This window comes from Streptomyces sp. V4I2 (genome assembly GCF_030817655.1).
Taxonomy (GTDB): Bacteria; Actinomycetota; Actinomycetes; order Streptomycetales; family Streptomycetaceae; genus Streptomyces; species Streptomyces plumbiresistens.
Map to the genome: position 1 here is coordinate 2,008,499 of NZ_JAUSZM010000003.1, position 18,881 is coordinate 2,027,379.

Sequence of the window (18,881 nt, forward strand, 5' to 3'; positions counted from 1 at the left end):
CCGCCCAGCACCCGCTCCCGCCCGGCCCCCGCTCCGCTCACGCCACGAACGTACGAGGCGCCTCCCCACCTCCAGAGCCCCCGCTCTCCACCAAGCGTGCCGCCGCGGCCAACCGCACCGCGGCCTCCTCCGCCACCGCACCTCCCACGGTGAACGGCAGCCGCACATACCCCTCGAAGGCTCCGTCGACCCCGAACCGCGGCCCGGACGGCACCCGCACGCCCACCCGCTCCCCCATCTCCGCGAGCCGCGACCCGGACAGCCCGCCCGTGCGCACCCAGAGCGTGAGCCCGCCCTTGGGCACCTCGAACTCCCAGTCCGGCAGTTCCCTGCGTACGGCGGTCACCAGCGCGTCCCGGTTGTCGCGGGCCTGATCCCGCCGTACATCCACGGCCTTCGCCCAGCCCCCCGTGCTGAACAGCCAGTTCACGGCCAGCTGCTCCAGCACCGGCGTGCCCAGATCGGCGTACGCCCGCGCGGCGACCAGGCTGCGGATCACATCCGGTGCCGCCCGCACCCACCCGATGCGCATCCCCGCCCAGAAGGCCTTGCTGGCCGACCCGACGGTGACGACCGTCGATCCCGCCGGGTCGAAGGCGCACACGGGACGCGGCATCGCGTCCTTGATGTCCTCGTCCAGCCACAGCTCGCTCATCGTCTCGTCGGCGACCAGGACCGTCCCGGCCGACCGCGCCGCCTCCACCAGCCGCCGCCGCTGGTCCTCGTCGGCGAGCGCGCCGGTCGGGTTGTGGAAGTCGGCGACGACATACGCGATCCGGGGCGCGGCGTCCCGCAGGACCTGCCGCCAGCGGTCCATGTCCCAACCGGTGAGGCCCTCCGCCATCGCGACGGGCACCAGCCGGGCGCCCGCCTCCCGCATCAGCTGGAGGATGTTGGCGTACGAGGGCGACTCCACGGCGATGCGTTCACCGCGCCCCGCGAACAGATGACAGATCGCGTCGATCGCGCCCATCGCACCGGTCGTGACCATGATCTGCTCGGGCATCGTCGGGATCCCGCGCGCGGTGTACCGCTCGGCGATCATCGTGCGCAGTGCGGGCAGCCCGGCCGGATAGTCGCCGTGGGTGTGGGCATACGGCGGCAGCTCCTCCAGGGCGCCCTGCACGGCCCGCGTCAGCCACGGTTCGGGGGCGGGGAGCGCCGCGCAGCCGAGGTCGATCACCGAGCCGAGGGCCTCGGGAGGCAGGGGTTCGAGGCCGCGCGCGGGCAGCGGATTGCCGGCCGGTACCGCAGTCCAGCTGCCCGCGCCGCGCCGGGACTCCAGGAATCCCTCGCCGCGCAGCGCCTCGTACGCCGCCGCGACCGTCGTACGACTCACGGAGACGGCCAGCGCGAGCTCGCGCTCTGCGGGCAGCCGGGCGGCGACCGGCACCCGGCCCTCGAGGACGAGCAGACGGATGCCGTCGGCCAGCGCCCGATAGGCGGGCGGGCGGCGCGTGCCCGGTCCGGCCGGGCGGTCCTGCTGGGAGTTGAGCAGCCGGGCGAGCTGTGCGGCACCCATCGCCGAGGTCCACTGCGCCATGGAAATCAGTCCACCTTCCCCGAATTGGCCATGGATGATGTTTCCACCCAAGCCACAGGGTGTCATGCGTCAGGCCACTACGACCACATGGGGGACCTCTTGTCCACGCAGAGGCCGAGCCGTCTCGGGCGCCGGTTGATCCAGCTGTACGTCGGTCTCGCGCTGTACGGGGCGAGTTCGGCGCTCCTCGTCGAGGCGGGGCTGGGGATCGAACCCTGGAACGTGCTGCACCAGGGCCTGGCCGAGCTCACCGGCCTGACGATCGGCGTCGTGTCGATCGTCGTCGGCGCGGTGGTGCTGCTCCTGTGGATCCCGCTGCGCCAGCGCCCGGGGCTCGGCACGGTGTCCAACGTCTTCGTGGTCGGCCTCGCCCTGGACGGCACCCTGGCTCTGATCCCCGAGGCGCACGGCCTCGCCGCACGGATTCCCCTCATGCTCACCGGCATCGTGCTCAACGGCGCGGCCACCGGTCTCTACATCGCCGCGAACTTCGGAGCGGGCCCGAGGGACGGACTGATGACCGGGCTGCACGGGCGCACCGGCCGCTCGATCCGCCTGATGCGGACGGCCGTCGAGGTGGCGGTCGTGACGACCGGCTTCGCCCTGGGCGGCACCATCGGAATCGGCACCCTGCTGTACGCGGTGTCGATCGGCCCGCTCGCTCAGCTCTTCCTGCGCGTGTTCGCCGCCCCGTCGGCATCCGACGGCGGCACGGTCGTTGCCGGCGGGCAACCGCAGCAGGCGATACTTCGACGGTGACCTCGCGGATACGCCATCCCTACCTCGACCATCCCGGCCCCATCGCCTTCGCCCACCGCGGCGGAGCGGCCGACGGCCTGGAGAACACGACGCCGCAGTTCCGGCGCGCGGTCGAGGCGGGCTACCGCTACCTGGAGACCGACGTCCACACCACCGCGGACGGCAGACTCGTCGCCTTCCACGACGCGACCCTGGACCGGGTGACCGACGGGGCGGGGCGGATCGCGGACCTGCCCTGGAAGGACGTACGGCACGCGCGCGTGGCGGGCAAGGAGCCGGTGCCCCTCTTCGAGGAGCTCCTGGAGACCTTCCCCGAGGCGCGCTGGAACGTCGACGTCAAGGCGGAGCCGGCCCTGCTGCCCCTCCTGGATCTGATCGAGCGTACGAACTCCTGGGAGCGGATCTGCGTCGGCTCGTTCGCCGAGGCGCGGGTGGTCCGTGCCCAGCGGCTGGCCGGCCCGCGCCTGGCGACGTCGTACGGCACCCGTGGCGTCCTCAATCTGCGGCTGCGCTCCTGGGGCCTGCCGGCAGCGGTGCGCCGTTCCGCGGTCGCCGCGCAGGTGCCCGAGATGCAGTCGGGGATCCAGGTGGTCGACCACCGCTTCCTGCGCACCGCCCACGCGCTCGGGCTGCAGGTGCACGTGTGGACGGTGAACGAGCCGGAACGCATGCACCGGCTCCTGGATCTGGGAGTCGATGGCATCATGACCGATCACATCGACACGTTGCGCAAGGTCATGGAGGACCGCGGCGTCTGGGTCTGACACCCCGGGCACCCCCTGGGCCGTACACCCGAGCGCGGCACCTTCACGGGGAAGCGAGGGCACGGGTGGGCACCGACACCGTGCGGGCGGAATCGGCGGACGAGGCCGCCGAACGGCGGCGCGAACAGCGCGGCTGGTACTTCTACGACTGGGCCTGTTCCGTCTACTCGACGAGCGTGCTCACCGTGTTCCTGGGCCCCTATCTGACGTCGGTCGCCAAGTCTGCGGCGGACGCGGACGGCTTCGTGCATCCGCTGGGGATCCCGGTGCGCGCCGGGTCCTTCTTCGCGTACTCGGTGTCCCTGTCGGTGATCGTGGCCGTGCTGGTGATGCCCCTGGTGGGCGCCGCCGCCGACCGCACCGGCCGCAAGAAGCCCCTTCTGGCGGCCGCCGCCTACACCGGGGCCGCGGCGACGACGGCCATGTTCTTCCTCGGCGGCGACCGCTATCTGCTCGGCGGTGCCCTGCTGGTCGTCGCGAACGCCGCGCAGTCCGTGGCGATGATGCTCTACAACTCCTACCTCCCGCAGATCGCCCCGCCCGAGGAGCGCGACGCCGTCTCCGCCCGGGGCTGGGCCTTCGGGTACGCGGCCGGCGCCCTGGTCCTGGTGGTGAACCTCGTCCTCTACACCGGCCACGAGTCCTTCGGGCTCTCGGAGAGCGCCGCGGTCCGTATCTGCCTGGCCTCCGCGGGCCTGTGGTGGGGTGCCTTCGCCCTCATTCCGCTGCGACGGCTGCGCGACCGCCGCTCCGCCTCGAAGGCCACGCCGGGATCGACAACTCCCGGCTTCCGCCAGCTCGCCGCGACCGTCCGCGACATGCGCCGCCACCCGCTGACCCTCGCCTTCCTGCTGGCGTACCTCGTCTACAACGACGGCATCCAGACCGTGATCTCCCAGGCCTCGATCTACGGCTCCGAGGAACTCGGACTCGGGCAGTCGACGCTCATCGGTGCCGTGCTGCTGGTCCAGGTGCTCGCGGTGGCGGGAGCGCTGGGCATGGGGCGGCTGGCCCGGATCTACGGCGCCAAGCGCACGATCCTGGGCTCGCTGGTCGCCTGGACGGTGACGCTGGCCGCCGGGTACTTCCTGCCCGCCGGCGCGCCCGTGTGGTTCTTCGTGCTCGCCTCCGGGATCGGCCTCGTCCTCGGCGGCAGCCAGGCGCTGTCCCGGTCGCTGTTCTCCCATCTCGTGCCGCCCGGCAAGGAAGCCGAGTACTTCTCGGCGTACGAGATGAGCGACCGGGGCATGAGCTGGCTGGGCCCGCTGCTCTTCGGGATCACCTACCAGGCGACCGGTAGTTATCGGGACGCGATCATCTCGCTGGTGGCCTTCTTCGTCGTCGGATTCGTGCTGCTCGCACGGGTTCCGGTGCGGCGGGCGATCAGCGACGCGGGCAATCCGATTCCCGAGAGGATTTAGCGTTCAAGGCGAAAGCGCTGTAGTGTACGCGTTTGGCCTGCCAGGCGTACCGTTACTGCGCGTCAAAGAAGCCGAAACGCTGGGTGACATCTGCTAGCAGATGTGACAAACCGGGCGCTGGTGGGTACAACAAGGGGCGGCTACGACGGCGACGCATTGCCCGGGACGGGACCCGGAACGGGAATCTTTACCGCCGACCGGACGTTGACCGGATGACGACGACAGCGACACCTGTCCTGTGGGCGACAAGCCCGGGAGGCACGATTCATGAGTGAGCGAGCTCTTCGCGGCACGCGCCTCGTGGTGACCAGCTACGAGACGGACCGCGGCATCGACCTGGCCCCGCGCCAGGCCGTGGAGTACGCATGCGAGAAGGGACATCGCTTTGAGATGCCCTTCTCGGTCGAGGCGGAGATCCCGCCGGAGTGGGAGTGCAAGGTCTGCGGGGCCCAGGCACTCCTCGTTGACGGCGACGGCCCTGAAGAGAAAAAGGCCAAGCCCGCGCGTACGCATTGGGACATGTTGATGGAACGGCGCACTCGCGAGGAACTCGAAGAGGTCCTCGAGGAGCGCCTGGCTGTTCTGCGCTCCGGCGCAATGAACATCGCGGTCCATCCGCGAGACAGCCGGAAGTCGGCGTAGTCCCTTCGGGGTCTGGGCGGACAAACAACACAGCAAGCAACCGCGGGCGCCGTACGTGATGTCACGTACGGCGCCCGCGGTTTTGTGTGCTGGTACGGCCGAACAGCTCAGCTTCGTGTGCCGGTACGGCCAACAGCTCAGCGCGTCAGCGGCGGGCGGGGGTCCTCGGGCGCGCCACCCGCCTCGTCCCTGATGACCTCGCCCTGGACCACCTTGCCGTCGGGCCGGTGCATGCGGGCCTGCTGGAAGGCGTCACCCAGGGTGCCCTGGGCGGCCTCGCGGAGCTTGCGGTCGACGGTGCGCTCCGTGTAGCGGCCGAGGGCCTTCTGGACCGGGGGGACCAGCAGGAGCAGTCCCACGGCGTCGGAGACCAGGCCGGGGATCATCAGGAGCAGGCCGCCGAGCATCATCAGGCCGTTGCCGCCGCCCTTCGACGAGTCGGACGGTGCTCCGCCCCGCTGCAAGGCCTCGTTCAGGTTCTGGAAGGCGCGTCGGCCCGCTCGCTTGATGACCACCGAGCCGAGCACGAAGCCGGCGAGGAGCAGCAGGAACACCGTGATCCCGCTCGACGCGCCGGCGACCACGGTCAGCAGCCAGATCTCCAGCACCAGCCAGGCGGCGACGCCCAGCGGCAGGAAGGTGCGCAGCCGGGAGCGCCGGGGCCGGGCGGGGTACGTGGGAGTCGGAGCGCCAGTCGTCATACGTCCAGTGTGCCTGGGCCGGGCTCAGCACGGGATAAGGGGACGATCAGCCCTGCCTGTGAAGTCGTACCGCTAGGGCCGCCAAGTACGGCCGCCAGGTGCGGCTGTCAGGACTTGCCCCGGCCGACGATCCTGCCGACCCGCTCCCCCACGCCCCAGGTCGTGACCCGCCACAGGGCCTCCACCAGGATGTCCCGGCTCATCTTGGAGTCGCCGTGCTCGCGCTCGACGAAGGTGATGGGCACCTCGACCACGTGGTAGCCGGCCTTGACCGCGCGGCGGGCGAGGTCGACCTGGAAGCAGTAGCCCTGGGAGGCGACCTCGTCGAGGCCGAGGCCCTCGAGGGTCTCGCGACGGAAGGCTCGGTAGCCGCCGGTGACGTCGCGCAGCGGCAGGTCCAGGGCGAGGCGGGAGTAGAGGCTGCCGCCCCGCGAGATGACCTCGCGGGACTTGGGCCAGTTGACGACCCGGCCGCCGGGCACCCAGCGGGAGCCGAGGACCAGATCGGCGCCCTTGAGGGCGGTGAGCAGACGGGGGAGTTCCTCGGGCTGGTGCGAGCCGTCGGCGTCCATCTCGATCAGGACGCCGTAGTCCTTCTCGATGCCCCAGCGGAAGCCCGCGAGGTACGCGGCGCCGAGGCCCTCCTTGCCCTTGCGGTGCAGGACCTGGACGTGATCGTCGGTGGCGGCCAGTTCGTCGGCGAGCTTGCCCGTGCCGTCGGGGCTGTTGTCGTCGGCCACCAGCACGTGGGCCTCGGGGACGGCCTTGCGCACCCGGCCGACGATCGCCTTGATGTTCTCCGCCTCGTTGTAGGTCGGAATGATCACCAACGCCGTGCCGAGCGGGCCGAACTGTCTCCCCCGGTCCTGTGCCGCGAGGGTCCCGTCGCCGTCGTTCACTGCTGCCCCTTCAAGTCCGTACGCAGACGTCCACCATAGTGGCCGCGGCCTGCGATGACGTGACAGGACGTAAGTATGGTGGTGTCGTTTCCACAAAAGCCGGGTAAGGATGCGCACTTTGGGGACTGTGCGTGCGGCGGCGAGGGCTGTGCGTTCTGCGGATGGGGGCCCGGCGCCCTTCGGGCCGACCTGGGACCCGCCGGCTGCGGGTCGACCGAAAGCCGTTGTCTACTGAGCGCCCGGCCCCATCCGGGTCACACCTCCCCGACCGGTCCGGAACGTTCCCTCGCCGTGTCACGGGCGCTGAGCCTGGCTCCCAGTGGCGGTGCCCCGGTGCGGCACACCGTCCCTGACCCAGCGGCGCGGCGGCGAGTGCGCGGGCGTTCCCCGGTCGGGCGTCCGGTGGTGGACTCGGACGAACCTACCGGCCCGCCGCCGTCGGCTGTCAACAGCCGCCCCACCTGCGGCTCTTGCATCGAAGCCCTGGTCAGCGCGGAGGATGCGCAGGTCGCGCGTCGGCGCGGCGACGACCGATCGACGGTGCGCCACCCCGGTAGATCACTCGCCCGGCCGTACGAACACGGTCCGTCCGCCCACCACGGTGCGCAGGCAGACGGGGAGGTCGCGGCCCGGGGTCAGGTCGGGCAGCCCCGGGGTACCGGAGCGGGGATCGGTCGACCAGCGGGCCACTCGGTCGTCCGGGGCCTGGACGACCAGTTCGCCGGTGCGCCACACGGCGTAGTCCGCGGGCGCTCCCGGCACCAGGACACCCGCGTCGTCCCGTCCGACGGCCCGCCATCCACCGCGCGTATGCGCGGTGAACGCGGCGCGTACGGAGACCCGGTGCTCGGGGGTCCGGTGGAAGGCGGCCGCGCGGACGCCGCCCCACGGGTCGAGGGGCGTGACCGGGCTGTCGGAGCCGAAGGCGAGCGGGACGCCGGCCCGGAGCAACGCCGCGAAGGGGTTCAGAGTCCGGGCTCGCGCGGCGCCCAGGCGCTGGGCGTACATGCCGTCCTCGCCGCCCCACAGCGCGTCGAAGGCGGGCTGGACGGACGCGGTCAGGCCGAGCTCGGCGAAGGCCGCGATCGTCTCGGGCGTGAGCATCTCGGCGTGTTCGACGCGGTGACGGGCGGCCCGGATACGGGCCAGGCCGAGCTTCTCCGCGGCGGCGCGCACGCCTTCGACGACGGAGGTCACGGCGGCGTCGCCGATGGCGTGGAAGCCCGCCTGGAGGCCCGCCTCGGTGCAGGCGGTGACGTGCGCGGCGACGGCGGCGGCGTCCAGGTAGGCGGTGCCGGTGTGGTCGGCGTCGGTGTACGGCTCGTGCAGGCAGGCGGTGTGCGAGCCGAGGGCGCCGTCCACGAACAGGTCGCCGGCCGCGCCGATCGCGCCCAGTTCCCGGGCCTTCTCGACGTCCTGCTCGGCCCAGTAGCCGACCACGCGCGGGCCCGCCTGCTCGGAAGCGAGGTTCAGCAGACCGGTGAAGTCGTCCTCGGAGGAGATCTCCGGGCCCGCGCACTCGTGAACGGTTCCGATACCGAGGGACACGGCGTGCACGAGGGCGGTGCGCTGGGCCTCCCTGCGCTGCTGCGGGGTGACGGCGCCGAGGGCGGCTGCGCGTACGGCGTGGTGGTCGTCGGCGGTCAGCGGGGCGTCCGGGGCGCCGAGGCCGGGGGTCAGGTCCAGCAGGGCCGTCGTGACGACCGCCGAGTGGACGTCGATCCGGCTCAGGTACAGGGGGCGGCCGCCGGTGGCCGTGTCGAGCTCGGCGCGGGTCGGGGGGCGGCCGCCGGGCCAGCGGGCGGCGTCCCAGCCGTGCCCGAGCAGGACACGGTCGTTCGGGCGGGCGGCGGCGAAGTCCCGTACCAGGGCGAGGGCCGCGTCCAGGGAGGGGGCGTCGGACAGGTCGAGGCCGGTGAGGGCGAGGCCGGTGGACGTGGTGTGCACGTGCGCGTCGGTGAATGCGGGGGTGACCAGGGCGCCGTCCAGGTCGACCACCTCGTCGACACCGTCCGCGAAGGCGTCGGCCGCGCCCTCGGAGCCGACCCAGGCGACTTGGCCGCGCTCCACGACCATCGCCGTCGCGAACGGGTCGGCGGGGCTGTGCACCTCGCCGCGGCGGAGGAGGACGGTGGTCGGTTCGGCGGTGCGTTCACTCATGAGGGACAGTTTCGCGCCTCGCGCGGGGCGTCCGGCACGCAGGTCGGTCAGATCCGCGGCGGCCGTGCCTCGTAGGGCGTGGACAGCACCACCGTGGTCCGTGTGGAGACGCCCGCCAACGACCTGAGCCGGGCCAGCAGCTCCTCCAGCTCGTGCGGGGTGGAGACCCGCACCTTGAGGATGTAGTTCTCGTCGCCGGCGACGCTGTGGCAGGCCTCGATCTCCGGGACGCCGGAGAGGCGGTCCGCGATGTCGTCGGGGGCACTGGGGTCGAACGGCTTCACCGAGATGAACGCGGTCAGGGGCAGCCCGACGGACTCCGGGTCGACCACCGCCGCGTAGCCGCGGATGACTCCGCGCTGTTCCAGCCGGCGCACCCGCTGGTGCACGGCCGACGTGGACAGGCCGGTGGCCTTGCCCAGGTCTGTGTAGCTCATCCGCCCGTCCTTGACGAGCAGCTGCACGATTTGTCGGTCGAGCTCCTCCATGGCGCAAGAACCTACAGTGCGGCTGATCTCCTGCGATACCTGAGCGGCGCAGGTCATGCCCGGTTCGTGATGTGGCCGAGAGCAGCCGGTGCGCCGTCCGGGGACAAAGGGGCCGCGTCCGGCACCTGCGGATGGCATGTGACTAAGACCACACTCCTCAAGCAGGCTCCGTGATGGTGTCGTGATTACCGCCGAGACGGGGCGGGAAGTGCTTGCTGTGGTCGAGGCCGCAGCGCCGTCACGGCCCAGCCCGAGGGGGAGAATCCTATGCAGAGTCTTAAGCGCCCTGGTCGTACCGCACCCAAGCGGTCGCAGCCGGTTGTCGAGCCCGAGCCGGAGGGCGTCGAACCCGACGCCCTCGAGGACGAACTCGACGACTACGACACCTTCGAGATGTACCGGGTCGTGTGCCCGGACTGCGCGCAGCCGATCGCCCTGCTGGCGGACGAGGAGGTCCTGCCTGAGCACGCGCTGTGTGCCTCGCCGTGGAACCCGTTCGGGCTCACGGTCTGCGCCGGCACCGGCCGCAAGGCGTCCGACGCCCGGTCGGCGGACGAGTCGGCCGAGCCGCAGGAGCAGGACACCGCCCTCCTGTTGACGCTCCCTCAGGGACTCGACTGGCGGACGCAGCCCTTCTCGCACGTCGGCGGCCCGGGCTCGCGCCCCATGCGGGTGCCCGTCATGCGCCGCCAGGCCGCCTGAGCGGCCTCGCTCCGACCCCGTGACCGAGCCGCGCCACGGCTCACAGACTGCCGTGGTGCGGTTCGGTGCGGCCTGACCGGAAGTGGCGGTACGTCAGACAGTCACACCGACCCGGACCTCGGCGAACTCACTCCCGATTCCGGGCACCGGTGACCTGTCCGCCGACCTCTGCGTTGCCCCGGTATGACCCCCACAACTTCGGCGACCGGGCGTCAGCGCCGTGTGTATGTTCCCGCACCGGTCCCCGCATCGACGCAATCGGTTCCGCTCGCGCCGCCGCAGGTCCAGGACCCGCCCATCTACCGTGATCTGATGCGCACTTGGGCGGACGGCGGCCGCACCCTGCCGGGGCGCCACGACCCGGAGTGGGCGCGGCTCTCGGCACCTCAGGTGACGCCGGGCCAGTTCAGCGGGTCTCGGGACCCGCGAGGTGACGGGCGATGACCATCCGCTGGATCTGGTTGGTGCCCTCGACGATCTGCAGGACCTTGGCCTCACGCATGTACCGCTCGGCCGGGAAGTCGGCCGTGTAGCCGTACCCGCCGAGGACCTGGACGGCGTCGGTGGTCACCTTCATCGCGGTGTCGGTGCAGTGCAGCTTGGCCATGGCCGCCTGCTTGGCGAACGGCCGGCCCGCGTCGCGCAGTCGCGCCGCCGCCAGGTACAGCGCCCTGCCCGCCTCGATCTGGGTCGCCATGTCGGCGAGCATGAAGCGCAGGCCCTGGAAGTCGGCGATCGGCCGCCCGAACTGCTGCCGCCCGGTCGCGTACGCCACCGCCTCGTCGAGCGCCGCCTGGGCCAGGCCGACGGCACAGGCCGCGATGCCGAGACGTCCGGAGTCGAGGGAGGCCAGGGCGATCGCGAAGCCCTGGCCCTCGTCGCCGATGCGCCGGTCGTCGGGGACGCGGACCCCGTCGAAGTGGACCAGGGCCGTCGGCGAGCCCTTCATGCCCATCTTCTTCTCCGGCGCCGCTCCGCTGAGGCCCGCTGCGTCGCCGGGCACCAGGAACGCCGTGATCCCGCGCGGGCCCGCTTCGCCCGTACGCGCCATGACCGTGTAGAAGTCGGCGATGCCGCCGTGCGTGATCCACGCCTTGGTTCCGGTGATCACCCAGTCGGCGCCCTCGCGCACCGCCTTCGTGCGCAGTGAGGCCGCGTCCGAGCCGGAGGAGGGTTCCGAGAGGCAGTACGCGCCCAGGAGACCGCCGCCGAGCATCGCGGGCAGGTGTTCGACCTGCTGTTCCTTGGTGCCGTAGGCGGCGAGTGCGTAGGAGGACAGGGTGTGCACGCTGACACCGAGGCCGACGGTGAGGCGGGCCGCGGCGAGCTCTTCGAGGACCTGGAGGTAAACCTCGTAGGGCTGGTCACCGCCGCCGTACTCGGAGTCGTACGGCAGGCCGAGCAGTCCGGACTCGGAGAGCAGGGTGAAGACCTCGCGCGGGAAGCGTCCGGCGTCCTCCTCCTCAGCCGCCTTCGGGACGATCTCGCGCTGCGCGATGTCGCGGACGAGCGAGATCAGATCCCGGGCCTCGTCAGTGGGCAGTTGCCGGTCCACCGGCTGCGGGGCGCGGTCGGGCATGGCGACGCTCTCCTCCCTGTCGGGCACGGGCGGACGGCCCGTTGTGGGGGCGGCTCCGCCAGGTCTCACTGAGTGCGGCCGAGGCTCGCACTTCCGGGTCTCGGAAGCTGCTGACCAGCGGCTGTGCGCTGTGAGTATGCCCGATCGGAGGCACTCCGTCACCAGTTAACGACCGCTCACTTCAAGAAGTTCCGACGCGCCCACCCTCCCAAAAATTGGTACGAACCATTGACCGATTGGTCTAGTCCTCTTACTGTTTCGCTCCAACGCTTCCCCGCGTTCATGCCAATCGGCGTGCGATCCCCTCCCTGTCCCCCGCGAGGAGACACCCGATGCACACCCCGCCCCGCCCCCGCGCCCGGTTCCGGGCCCTCCTGTCCGCCTCGTGCTGCGCCGCCCTCGGCGCCGGCCTGCTCGCCGGTGCGGGCACCGCCACCGCCACGGAGCCCGGCCCCGCCGAGTCCACCGCGACCGGCGCCGCCGACGCTGCCGGTTCAAAGGTCGTCGGCTACTTCACCGACTGGGGCATCTACGGCCGCCAGTACTTCGTCAAGAACATCGAGACCTCCGGCTCCGCCGACAAGCTCACCCACATCAACTACGCCTTCGGTAACGTCACCGACGGCAAGTGCGCCCTCGGCGACCCCTGGGCGGACACCGACAAGCCGTTCACCGCCGAGGAGTCCGTGGACGGTGTCGCCGACACCGCGGACCAGCCACTGAGCGGCAACTTCAACCAGCTGATCAAGCTGAAGAAGCTCCACCCCGACCTCAAGGTCATCTGGTCGTTCGGCGGCTGGAGCTGGTCGGGCGGCTTCGGTGAGGCGGCCAAGGACCCGGCCGCCTTCGCCCAGTCCTGCTACGACCTGGTCGAGAACTCGAAGTGGGCGGACGTCTTCGACGGCATCGACATCGACTGGGAGTACCCGAACGACTGCGGCCTGACCTGCGACACCAGCGGCCGGGAGGCGTTCCGGGACGTGATGGCCGCGCTGCGCGCCAAGTTCGGCAAGCGGCAGCTGGTCACCGCGGCGATCACCGCCGACGCCACACCCGGCGGCAAGATCGACGCCGCGGACTACGCGGGCGCGGCCCGGTACGTCGACTGGTACAACCCCATGACGTACGACTACTTCGGCGCCTGGGCCGCCGCCGGCCCGACGGCACCGCACTCCCCGCTGACGTCCTACCCGGGAATCCCGGAGGAGGACTACAACACCGCCGCCACCATCGCCAAGCTCAGGAGTCTGGGCATCCCGCCCTCGAAGCTGCTGCTCGGCATCGGCTTCTACGGGCGCGGCTGGACCGGCGTCACCCAGGCGAAGCCGGGCGGCACGGCCACCGGCCCGGCGGCGGGGACGTACGAGGCCGGTTTCGAGGACTACAAGGTGCTCAGGACCACGTGCCCGCCGACCGGGACCGTGGGCGGCACCGCCTATGCCAAGTGCGGCAGCGACTGGTGGAGTTACGACACCCCGAAGACGATCAAGGGGAAGATGAAGTACAAGGACGCGCAGCGCCTTGGCGGCACGTTCTTCTGGGAGCTGAGCGGGGACACCGCGGACGGCGAGCTGATCAACGCGATCAACTGACCGAGCCGAAAGGGCGACTTGGGGCGGAGGACCACGAGCCTCCGCCCCGAGTCGTGAGCTGTCCGCCGGGTGCCGTCCGTCGGGTGTCGTCAGCCGTCGTCGCGGCGGGCCGGCGCCGGGGCCGGATAGGCGGGGTCCATCTCCTCGATGGCCCGCATCGAACCGCCGAGCGTCTTCACCAGGAGTTCGCGCATCGTCTCGCGGGACAGCCTGGGGCGGTCGATCCAGTCGAGGGCGGCGCCCTCGACGCTGCACACCCAGGCGAGCAGGCCCATCCGCGGCACCTGCGCGATGTCGCTGCGGCCGTACGCCCCTTCGGCGATGGTGGCGACGATCGCCTCGCGCACCCCGTCCCGGATGGCGTGCACCTCGGCGTCGAAGCCGACGCCGCCGCTGACGATCGTGCGGTAGGCGGCCTGGTTGTGCTCGGCGTAGCGCAGATAGCTGTCGATGGTGCGGTGGACCCGGCCCACCGGCTCCAGTTCGAGGCCGCTCGCCGCGTAGGTGACCAGGTCGGCGACGGAGTCCTGGATGATCGCCAGGTAGTAGCCGCGCTTGGACTGGAAGTAGTAGTAGATCAGTCCCTTGGCGACATGGGCCTGCCGGGCGATGTCGTCCATGGAGAGCGCGTCGTACGACGTGTCGGCGAACAACTTCCGCCCGATGGCGATGAGTTCGGCGCGACGTGCCACCGAACGCTCAGTGCCGCGCGCCCGCGGACGGGCAGCGTCGCTCTGTTGACTGATATTCAATTTCGACCCTGGTCTCAACGGGCGGCGGGACACCCGCAGTATGTCAGGTCGGGTATGCGTCAGGTCACAGCAGGCCGAGCTGGGTGACGAGCATCGCGATCACCACGACGAGGGTCCAGCCCATGACATGCTCGACGATCTTCGGGCCGTCTTCGCGGGGGCCGCCGGTACGGGCGCGGGCGGCGGCGGCTGAGTGTGCGGTCATGGCTTCTCGCTGAGGTCGGACGTACGGGTGGACTCCCCCCACCGGTCTGTCCACCTTGCCACTCGGGGCGGCTTTTGCGGCAGAGAGCTTGGTCACACAGAACGGCCCCCGGCTTCGCTTGGAGCCGAGGGCCGTTCGTACGTCGGCTCAGCGCACGCCGACCGCCGCGAGCGCCTTGCGCTGGCGCGGGCCCGGGTGGGCCGGGAAGTACAGGTAGCAGACGCCGCCGGTACCGGAGACGACCTTGCCACTGGCGTTGTACCGCTTGGTCCTGAGCCAGATATTTTCCCACTCGCGCCGCTTGTAGACGCGTCGCACGGCCTCGTTGGTCGGCGAGTTCGGGTCGTTGGCGATCACGTCACCGGTGGCCGTGAAGCCGATCACGGTCATCAGGTGGCCGGAGGTTCCGTAACCCGCCCCCGTGAGCTCCTCCTTGAGGAAGGACTGGGACGTTATGGCCGGGATGCCGGCGGCGATCAGCGTCTCCAGATCGGTGAGCGAGCCGAGCCGGGTGACCACGCCCTGGAGGCCCTTGAAGGTGGCCGCGTAGGCGGCGTTGAACGGCCAGTTGCCGCAGCCCGCGTACTGGTAGTCGTAGGTGTACCGGGCCGCGTGGCAGACCTGCGGGTCGGCGTACGCCGGGTCCACCCAGGCCAGCTGCTCGGAGCTGAGCCGGCTGCCCCAGTACTCGATGATCATCTGTGAGGAGGTGGGGCTGCACCAGGCCTCGCCGCCGTTGTCGTACTCGGGGTACTGGCCGATGTGGATCTCCTGCGAGTAGCGCGGGACGGTCAGTTCCTGGGCGAGACCCGGGGCGGAGGCCGGGACGGTGAAGCGGTCGGGGATGTCGGAGCCCATCGCGCCGAGCCGCCAGACCGTGGGCGTGGTCTTCGCGCCGGGCTTGCGGTAGAGGGTGAGCCTGAGGCGGTACGACACCAGGCGCAGGCCCGTGGCCGGGTCGTCGATCGCGAAGGTGTCCGTCCAGATGCTGCTCTTGTCGTCGCTCTGGTCGTCGACCGAGGTCCGCCTGATGTCCTGGTCGCCGGCCGCCCAGCGGCCCATCACGTACCAAGGGGTGTCCGTGCCGTCGGAGTACGTGCCCTTGAGCTCGACTTGGAGCCAGGTGCCGGCCGGGGTGTGGGCGTTCCAGGTGGCGATCGCCTCCGTGGCGGGGACGGCGAGGTCGTGGACGGGGGACGTCCAGGTCGCGTACTCCCAGGCGGCCGTCCTGCCGGTGTGGGGGTCGGTGTAGTCGGCGGTGCCCGCGGGGGTGCCGATCACGACACCCGGGCGGACGCCCGCGACGGCCCGGGTGCCCTGGGCGGTGCCGCCGCGCCAGTGGGCGTACGTGGTCCAGAAACGGTTGTCGACCGGGCGGGCCGCGGCAAGGTCGCTCGTGTCGGTCACGGTGCTGCTCGTGGTATCGGCGGACGCCGGGCCCGCGCTGCCGGCCACGGCGGCGGCGACCGCGGCGGCCAGGACGGTTCTCCGGGACGGCTGTTCGGCTCTGCTCATGGGCGGAATGACTCCCAGGTGTCCGAGTCGGGGCAGGTCCAATGCACGGTTGTGCGCCAACTATGGAGCAGGCGGCATGCTCCTGCCAGCACTTCGGCCCATGCCACGCCCGGCAATATTGGTCTCTTCCACTGGCGTGACCTGGCCGACTTAGACTGCACGGAGAAAACCTGCTCCCTGCTCCCTGCTCCCTGCTCCCGAGGAACGGCCATCCGCGACCTCGCCTCCCGGCTCCGCCGACTCCCCCCGTCCTGCGGACCGGTCCGCCTGATCGGCGTCGACGGACACGCCGGCTCCGGGAAATCCACGTTCGTCAGTCAGTTGGCCCGGGAGCTGGACGGCGCGCCGGTGCTGCGTCTCGACGACCTCGCCAGCCATGCGGAACTGTTCGGCTGGACCGAGCGGCTGCTGACCCAGGTGATCGAACCGCTCGGCCGCGGCGAGACGGCGCGGTACACGCCGTACGACTGGCACACCCGCCGCTTCGGACCGCCCCGCCCGCTCCCCCCAGCCCCGGTGGTTCTCGTCGAGGGCGTGGGGGCGGGCCGCCGGGCGCTGCGCCCGCATCTGGCGCACCTGCTGTGGATGGAGCTGCCGCGCGAGGAGGCGTGGGCGCGTGGGCGGGCACGGGACGGGAAGGAGCAGCGGGAGTTCTGGGACGGCTGGGTCCGGGCGGAACAACGGCACTTCGCCGAGGACCCCTCCCGGCCCTTCGCCGATCTGCTGGTACGGCAGTGCGCAGAGGGATATGAGGTGCTGTCGGGGCCTGCCGGAAGCATTGGACCGAACCAGAACATCACACAGGGTGACGGACCATCCGCAGTGTGCTGAACTTGTGAAGAGCCGTGCGGGAGAACTTCCCGGAGTGCTTCAACTCGGCTTGACCGACGGGCCGTACAGGTCTTACGTTCTGAATGTGCGGCACATCGAAGCCGCCCCTCAGACGCGAAGCCCCCGGTTGTTCCCCCGTGATCGGGGGCTTCGTTCTGTCCTCTTCGCGTTTTCCGGACGCCCGGGGCATGATTCGCTCACCCTCGGTCACCACGCGCGAGTGCGCCCCTGTGCTCCCACCTCGTCAAACGGCCTGTGCGGCACCCTACGGCGGGCGACACCACCGCAGGTACGATGCCCTCGGTGCGACCTACGGACGGCTGCTCTGCGCACCGTTGCAACTCCGGTCCGCGGCACAGCGGTTGGACCAAGGCGGTCGACGGGCACCGGCCCGCCGGCCAACCAAACGGGGGCACGGTTTGTGGGGGACGTGATGGACTTCGGCACGCAGGGCCCCGAGGCCCCGGCCGACCTCGCCTGGCTGCGAGGTGTGGACGCCTACACGATGGGCGCCTATCCGCAGGCGGAGGAGGAGTTCCGCACCGCGGTGCGGATCGATCCCGGGATGGCCGACGGCTGGCTGGGACTGCACGCGCTGCGCGTGGACACGACGACAGCGCTGCTCAGGATGTTCCGGCACCGCGACCGCTTCGGCGAACAGCGCGCGCGGCACCGCCGCACCATCAACTCCTGGTACTGGCTGGGCTGGTGGGTGCAACCGGTGCTGGAGAGCCCGCGCGACCTGCTCCTCGCCCACGCCTCGCACTGGCTGGACGGCCGGCACGTCCCGGAACTCGACCGGGCCCTGGCGGGCCTGCCGCCGGTGGACGCCGACCACCAGGTCCGCTTCCTGCACGCGTGCCGCGCCTATCTCGTCAAGGACTGGGAACAGCTCGTCCGGCACACCGACCCGCTGATCAACGACCCCATGCTGGGCATCGAGGCGGGCCTGTTCGGCGGTATGGCCCGGGTCCGCCTGGAGATGTACGGCCAGGCCGAACCGCTGCTGTCGTCGGCCCTGATGCGCTGCCGCAGCGAACAGCCGCAGCGCAAGGAGCTGCGCTACTGGCTGGCGCGGGCCCACGAGGGCACCGGCCGCAGCGCCGCCGCGCTGCCCCTGTACCGGGCCGTGCACCGCGTCGACCCCGCCTTCATGGACACCTCGGCCCGGCTCGCGGCGATCGCCGAGGGCGACGGGTACGACGAGTCCACCGACCTCGCCGCGATCACGCTCACCGGGGCGGGGCAGGACATGCTGGACGGCCCGGACGGACTCGACCCGCTCTTCGGGGGCGAGGGTCGCGACCTGAAGCTCACGGAGCCCGAACTGCCGCTCTCCGGACCGCTGCCGTCGGCGACCGACCCCGCGGTCCGCGAGAAGTCCGTGCCCTCGCCCTCGCTGCCCGCCGGGCCCACGGATCCCGCATTACTCGAGGAGGCGCTCGCCGAGCTCGAGCGCATGGTCGGCCTGGAACCGGTGAAACGCCAGGTGAAGGCGTTGTCCGCACAGTTGAACATGGCCCGGCTGCGCGCCGGGCAGGGGCTGCCCGTTCAGCCGCCGAAACGCCACTTCGTGTTCTCCGGCCCCTCCGGCACCGGCAAGACCACCGTGGCCCGCATCCTCGGCCGGGTCTTCTACGCCCTCGGGCTCCTCGGCGGCGACCATCTCGTCGAGGCCCAGCGGGCCGACCTGGTCGGCGAGTACCTCGGCCAGACCGCTGTGAAGGCCAACGAGCTGATCGACTCCGCGCTCGGCGGTGTGCTCTTCGTCGACGAGGCGTACTCGCTCTCCAACTCCGGTTACGGCAAGGGCGACGCGTACGGCGACGAGGCGCTCCAGGTGCTGCTGAAGCGCGCCGAGGACAACCGTGACCACCTCGTGGTGATCCTGGCCGGCTATCCGGAGGGCATGGACCGTCTGCTGGCCGCCAACCCCGGGCTGTCGTCCCGCTTCACGACCCGCGTCGACTTTCCCTCCTACCGGCCGCTTGAACTCACCTCGATCGGCGAGGTGCTGGCCACGGAGAACGGTGACGTGTGGGACGAAGAGGCGCTGGACGAGCTGCGGTCCATCGCCGGGCACGTGGTCGACCAGGGGTGGATCGACGAACTGGGGAACGGGCGGTTCCTACGGACGCTGTACGAGAAGAGCTGCGCGTACCGGGATCTGCGGTTGTCGACGTATCCGGGGGTGCTGACGCGGGACGACCTGTCGACGCTTCGGTTGCCGGACCTGATGCAGGCGTACGGAGAGGTGCTGTCGGGGCGGGGGCCGCAGGATCCGTCGACGATGTGACCGGGCTTGGGCAGGTACTGGTGCTGGTGCAG

Annotated in this window: 18 protein-coding genes; 9 read left to right on the forward strand and 9 right to left on the reverse strand. The window is 71.1% G+C overall.

The annotated features are described in order from the left end of the window. Nucleotides 1-37 precede the first annotated feature (37 nt). Nucleotides 38-1,543 (reverse strand): PLP-dependent aminotransferase family protein, encoded by a 1,506-nt coding sequence (locus tag QFZ76_RS10130; protein ID WP_307673409.1) that lies wholly within the window; start codon nucleotides 1,541-1,543, stop codon nucleotides 38-40. 87 nt (nucleotides 1,544-1,630) lie between these two features. On the opposite strand from QFZ76_RS10130, the gene QFZ76_RS10135 reads away from it, so the two are divergent. The 4 genes from QFZ76_RS10135 (at nucleotide 1,631) to QFZ76_RS10150 (ending at nucleotide 5,129) form a co-directional block, all read left to right on the forward strand. Further along, nucleotides 1,631-2,302: a YitT family protein gene (locus QFZ76_RS10135; RefSeq protein ID WP_373464279.1), complete on the forward strand. Its 672-nt coding sequence runs from the start codon at nucleotides 1,631-1,633 to the stop codon at nucleotides 2,300-2,302. Further along, nucleotides 2,299-3,066 carry a glycerophosphodiester phosphodiesterase gene (locus tag QFZ76_RS10140; RefSeq protein WP_307673411.1) on the forward strand — a complete coding sequence of 256 codons (768 nt, stop codon included), beginning with the start codon at nucleotides 2,299-2,301 and terminating at the stop codon, nucleotides 3,064-3,066. Before QFZ76_RS10135 ends, QFZ76_RS10140 begins: the two co-directional genes overlap by 4 nt. Nucleotides 3,067-3,131: 65 nt before the next feature. Next, the gene (locus QFZ76_RS10145) at nucleotides 3,132-4,487 is read left to right on the forward strand and encodes an MFS transporter (RefSeq protein WP_307673412.1); all 1,356 of its coding nucleotides are present in this window, start codon (nucleotides 3,132-3,134) and stop codon (nucleotides 4,485-4,487) included. 267 nt (nucleotides 4,488-4,754) lie between these two features. Further along, nucleotides 4,755-5,129 carry an RNA polymerase-binding protein RbpA gene (locus QFZ76_RS10150; RefSeq protein WP_003977404.1) on the forward strand — a complete coding sequence of 125 codons (375 nt, stop codon included), beginning with the start codon at nucleotides 4,755-4,757 and terminating at the stop codon, nucleotides 5,127-5,129. 137 nt (nucleotides 5,130-5,266) lie between these two features. Here the strand turns inward: QFZ76_RS10150 and fxsA are convergent, their stop codons facing one another. From fxsA to QFZ76_RS10170, 4 genes are all read right to left on the reverse strand, one after another. After that, on the reverse strand, nucleotides 5,267-5,830 hold the full coding sequence (gene fxsA, locus QFZ76_RS10155) for an FxsA family membrane protein (RefSeq protein ID WP_307673413.1): 564 nt from the start codon (nucleotides 5,828-5,830) through the stop codon (nucleotides 5,267-5,269). 107 nt (nucleotides 5,831-5,937) lie between these two features. Continuing rightward, nucleotides 5,938-6,729, reverse strand: a complete 792-nt coding sequence (locus tag QFZ76_RS10160; protein WP_307673414.1) for a polyprenol monophosphomannose synthase — start codon at nucleotides 6,727-6,729, stop codon at nucleotides 5,938-5,940. Between the two features lie 558 nt (nucleotides 6,730-7,287). Then, a complete protein-coding gene (locus QFZ76_RS10165) occupies nucleotides 7,288-8,889 on the reverse strand; it encodes an amidohydrolase (protein ID WP_307673415.1) in 1,602 nt (533 codons plus the stop codon). Nucleotides 8,890-8,936: 47 nt separating this feature from the next. Then, nucleotides 8,937-9,377 (reverse strand): Lrp/AsnC family transcriptional regulator, encoded by a 441-nt coding sequence (locus QFZ76_RS10170; protein ID WP_266443197.1) that lies wholly within the window; start codon nucleotides 9,375-9,377, stop codon nucleotides 8,937-8,939. 267 nt (nucleotides 9,378-9,644) lie between these two features. On the opposite strand from QFZ76_RS10170, the gene QFZ76_RS10175 reads away from it, so the two are divergent. Then, entirely contained in the window at nucleotides 9,645-10,079 is a 435-nt protein-coding gene (locus QFZ76_RS10175) for a hypothetical protein (protein ID WP_266443195.1), read from the forward strand. A gap of 183 nt (nucleotides 10,080-10,262) precedes the next feature. Then, nucleotides 10,263-10,523: a hypothetical protein gene (locus QFZ76_RS51700; RefSeq protein ID WP_373464280.1), complete on the forward strand. Its 261-nt coding sequence runs from the start codon at nucleotides 10,263-10,265 to the stop codon at nucleotides 10,521-10,523. Here the strand turns inward: QFZ76_RS51700 and QFZ76_RS10180 are convergent. Continuing rightward, entirely contained in the window at nucleotides 10,486-11,658 is a 1,173-nt protein-coding gene (locus tag QFZ76_RS10180) for an acyl-CoA dehydrogenase family protein (RefSeq protein WP_307673416.1), read from the reverse strand. The two genes, QFZ76_RS51700 and QFZ76_RS10180, sit on opposite strands and share 38 nt — an antisense overlap. 332 nt (nucleotides 11,659-11,990) lie before the next feature. Between QFZ76_RS10180 and QFZ76_RS10185 the strand changes: the two genes are divergently transcribed. Beyond that, entirely contained in the window at nucleotides 11,991-13,250 is a 1,260-nt protein-coding gene (locus QFZ76_RS10185; protein WP_307673417.1) for a glycoside hydrolase family 18 protein, read from the forward strand. A gap of 89 nt (nucleotides 13,251-13,339) precedes the next feature. On the opposite strand, the gene QFZ76_RS10190 is transcribed toward QFZ76_RS10185, so the two are convergent. From QFZ76_RS10190 to QFZ76_RS10200, 3 genes are all read right to left on the reverse strand, one after another. After that, complete coding sequence (locus tag QFZ76_RS10190) at nucleotides 13,340-14,002, reverse strand: TetR/AcrR family transcriptional regulator (protein ID WP_307673418.1); 663 nt, start codon at nucleotides 14,000-14,002, stop codon at nucleotides 13,340-13,342. Nucleotides 14,003-14,066: 64 nt separating this feature from the next. Beyond that, nucleotides 14,067-14,207: an SCO1431 family membrane protein gene (locus QFZ76_RS10195; RefSeq protein WP_307673419.1), complete on the reverse strand. Its 141-nt coding sequence runs from the start codon at nucleotides 14,205-14,207 to the stop codon at nucleotides 14,067-14,069. A 147-nt stretch (nucleotides 14,208-14,354) separates the two neighbouring features. Beyond that, nucleotides 14,355-15,722, reverse strand: a complete 1,368-nt coding sequence (locus tag QFZ76_RS10200; RefSeq protein ID WP_307673420.1) for a peptidase C39 family protein — start codon at nucleotides 15,720-15,722, stop codon at nucleotides 14,355-14,357. Between the two features lie 210 nt (nucleotides 15,723-15,932). Here QFZ76_RS10200 and QFZ76_RS10205 point away from each other — a divergent pair, with 210 nt between their 5' ends. After that, a complete protein-coding gene (locus tag QFZ76_RS10205; protein ID WP_307679977.1) occupies nucleotides 15,933-16,553 on the forward strand; it encodes a uridine kinase in 621 nt (206 codons plus the stop codon). Nucleotides 16,554-16,986: 433 nt separating this feature from the next. Beyond that, complete coding sequence (locus QFZ76_RS10210) at nucleotides 16,987-18,849, forward strand: AAA family ATPase (RefSeq protein ID WP_307673421.1); 1,863 nt, start codon at nucleotides 16,987-16,989, stop codon at nucleotides 18,847-18,849. Nucleotides 18,850-18,881 lie beyond the last annotated feature (32 nt).

Bases quoted from the DNA above. Each gene is read 5' to 3' on its own strand.
- QFZ76_RS10130 (WP_307673409.1), bottom strand. From the start codon at position 1,543: ATGGCGCAGTGGACCTCGGCGATGGGTGCCGCACAGCTCGCCCGGCTG.
- QFZ76_RS10135 (WP_373464279.1), top strand. From the start codon at position 1,631: ATGGGGGACCTCTTGTCCACGCAGAGGCCGAGCCGTCTCGGGCGCCGG.
- QFZ76_RS10150 (WP_003977404.1), top strand. From the start codon at position 4,755: ATGAGTGAGCGAGCTCTTCGCGGCACGCGCCTCGTGGTGACCAGCTAC.
- fxsA (WP_307673413.1), bottom strand. From the start codon at position 5,830: ATGACGACTGGCGCTCCGACTCCCACGTACCCCGCCCGGCCCCGGCGC.
- QFZ76_RS10165 (WP_307673415.1), bottom strand. From the start codon at position 8,889: ATGAGTGAACGCACCGCCGAACCGACCACCGTCCTCCTCCGCCGCGGC.
- QFZ76_RS10170 (WP_266443197.1), bottom strand. From the start codon at position 9,377: ATGGAGGAGCTCGACCGACAAATCGTGCAGCTGCTCGTCAAGGACGGG.
- QFZ76_RS10175 (WP_266443195.1), top strand. From the start codon at position 9,645: ATGCAGAGTCTTAAGCGCCCTGGTCGTACCGCACCCAAGCGGTCGCAG.
- QFZ76_RS51700 (WP_373464280.1), top strand. From the start codon at position 10,263: ATGACCCCCACAACTTCGGCGACCGGGCGTCAGCGCCGTGTGTATGTT.
- QFZ76_RS10180 (WP_307673416.1), bottom strand. From the start codon at position 11,658: ATGCCCGACCGCGCCCCGCAGCCGGTGGACCGGCAACTGCCCACTGAC.
- QFZ76_RS10185 (WP_307673417.1), top strand. From the start codon at position 11,991: ATGCACACCCCGCCCCGCCCCCGCGCCCGGTTCCGGGCCCTCCTGTCC.
- QFZ76_RS10195 (WP_307673419.1), bottom strand. From the start codon at position 14,207: ATGACCGCACACTCAGCCGCCGCCGCCCGCGCCCGTACCGGCGGCCCC.
- QFZ76_RS10200 (WP_307673420.1), bottom strand. From the start codon at position 15,722: ATGAGCAGAGCCGAACAGCCGTCCCGGAGAACCGTCCTGGCCGCCGCG.
- QFZ76_RS10210 (WP_307673421.1), top strand. From the start codon at position 16,987: ATGGACTTCGGCACGCAGGGCCCCGAGGCCCCGGCCGACCTCGCCTGG.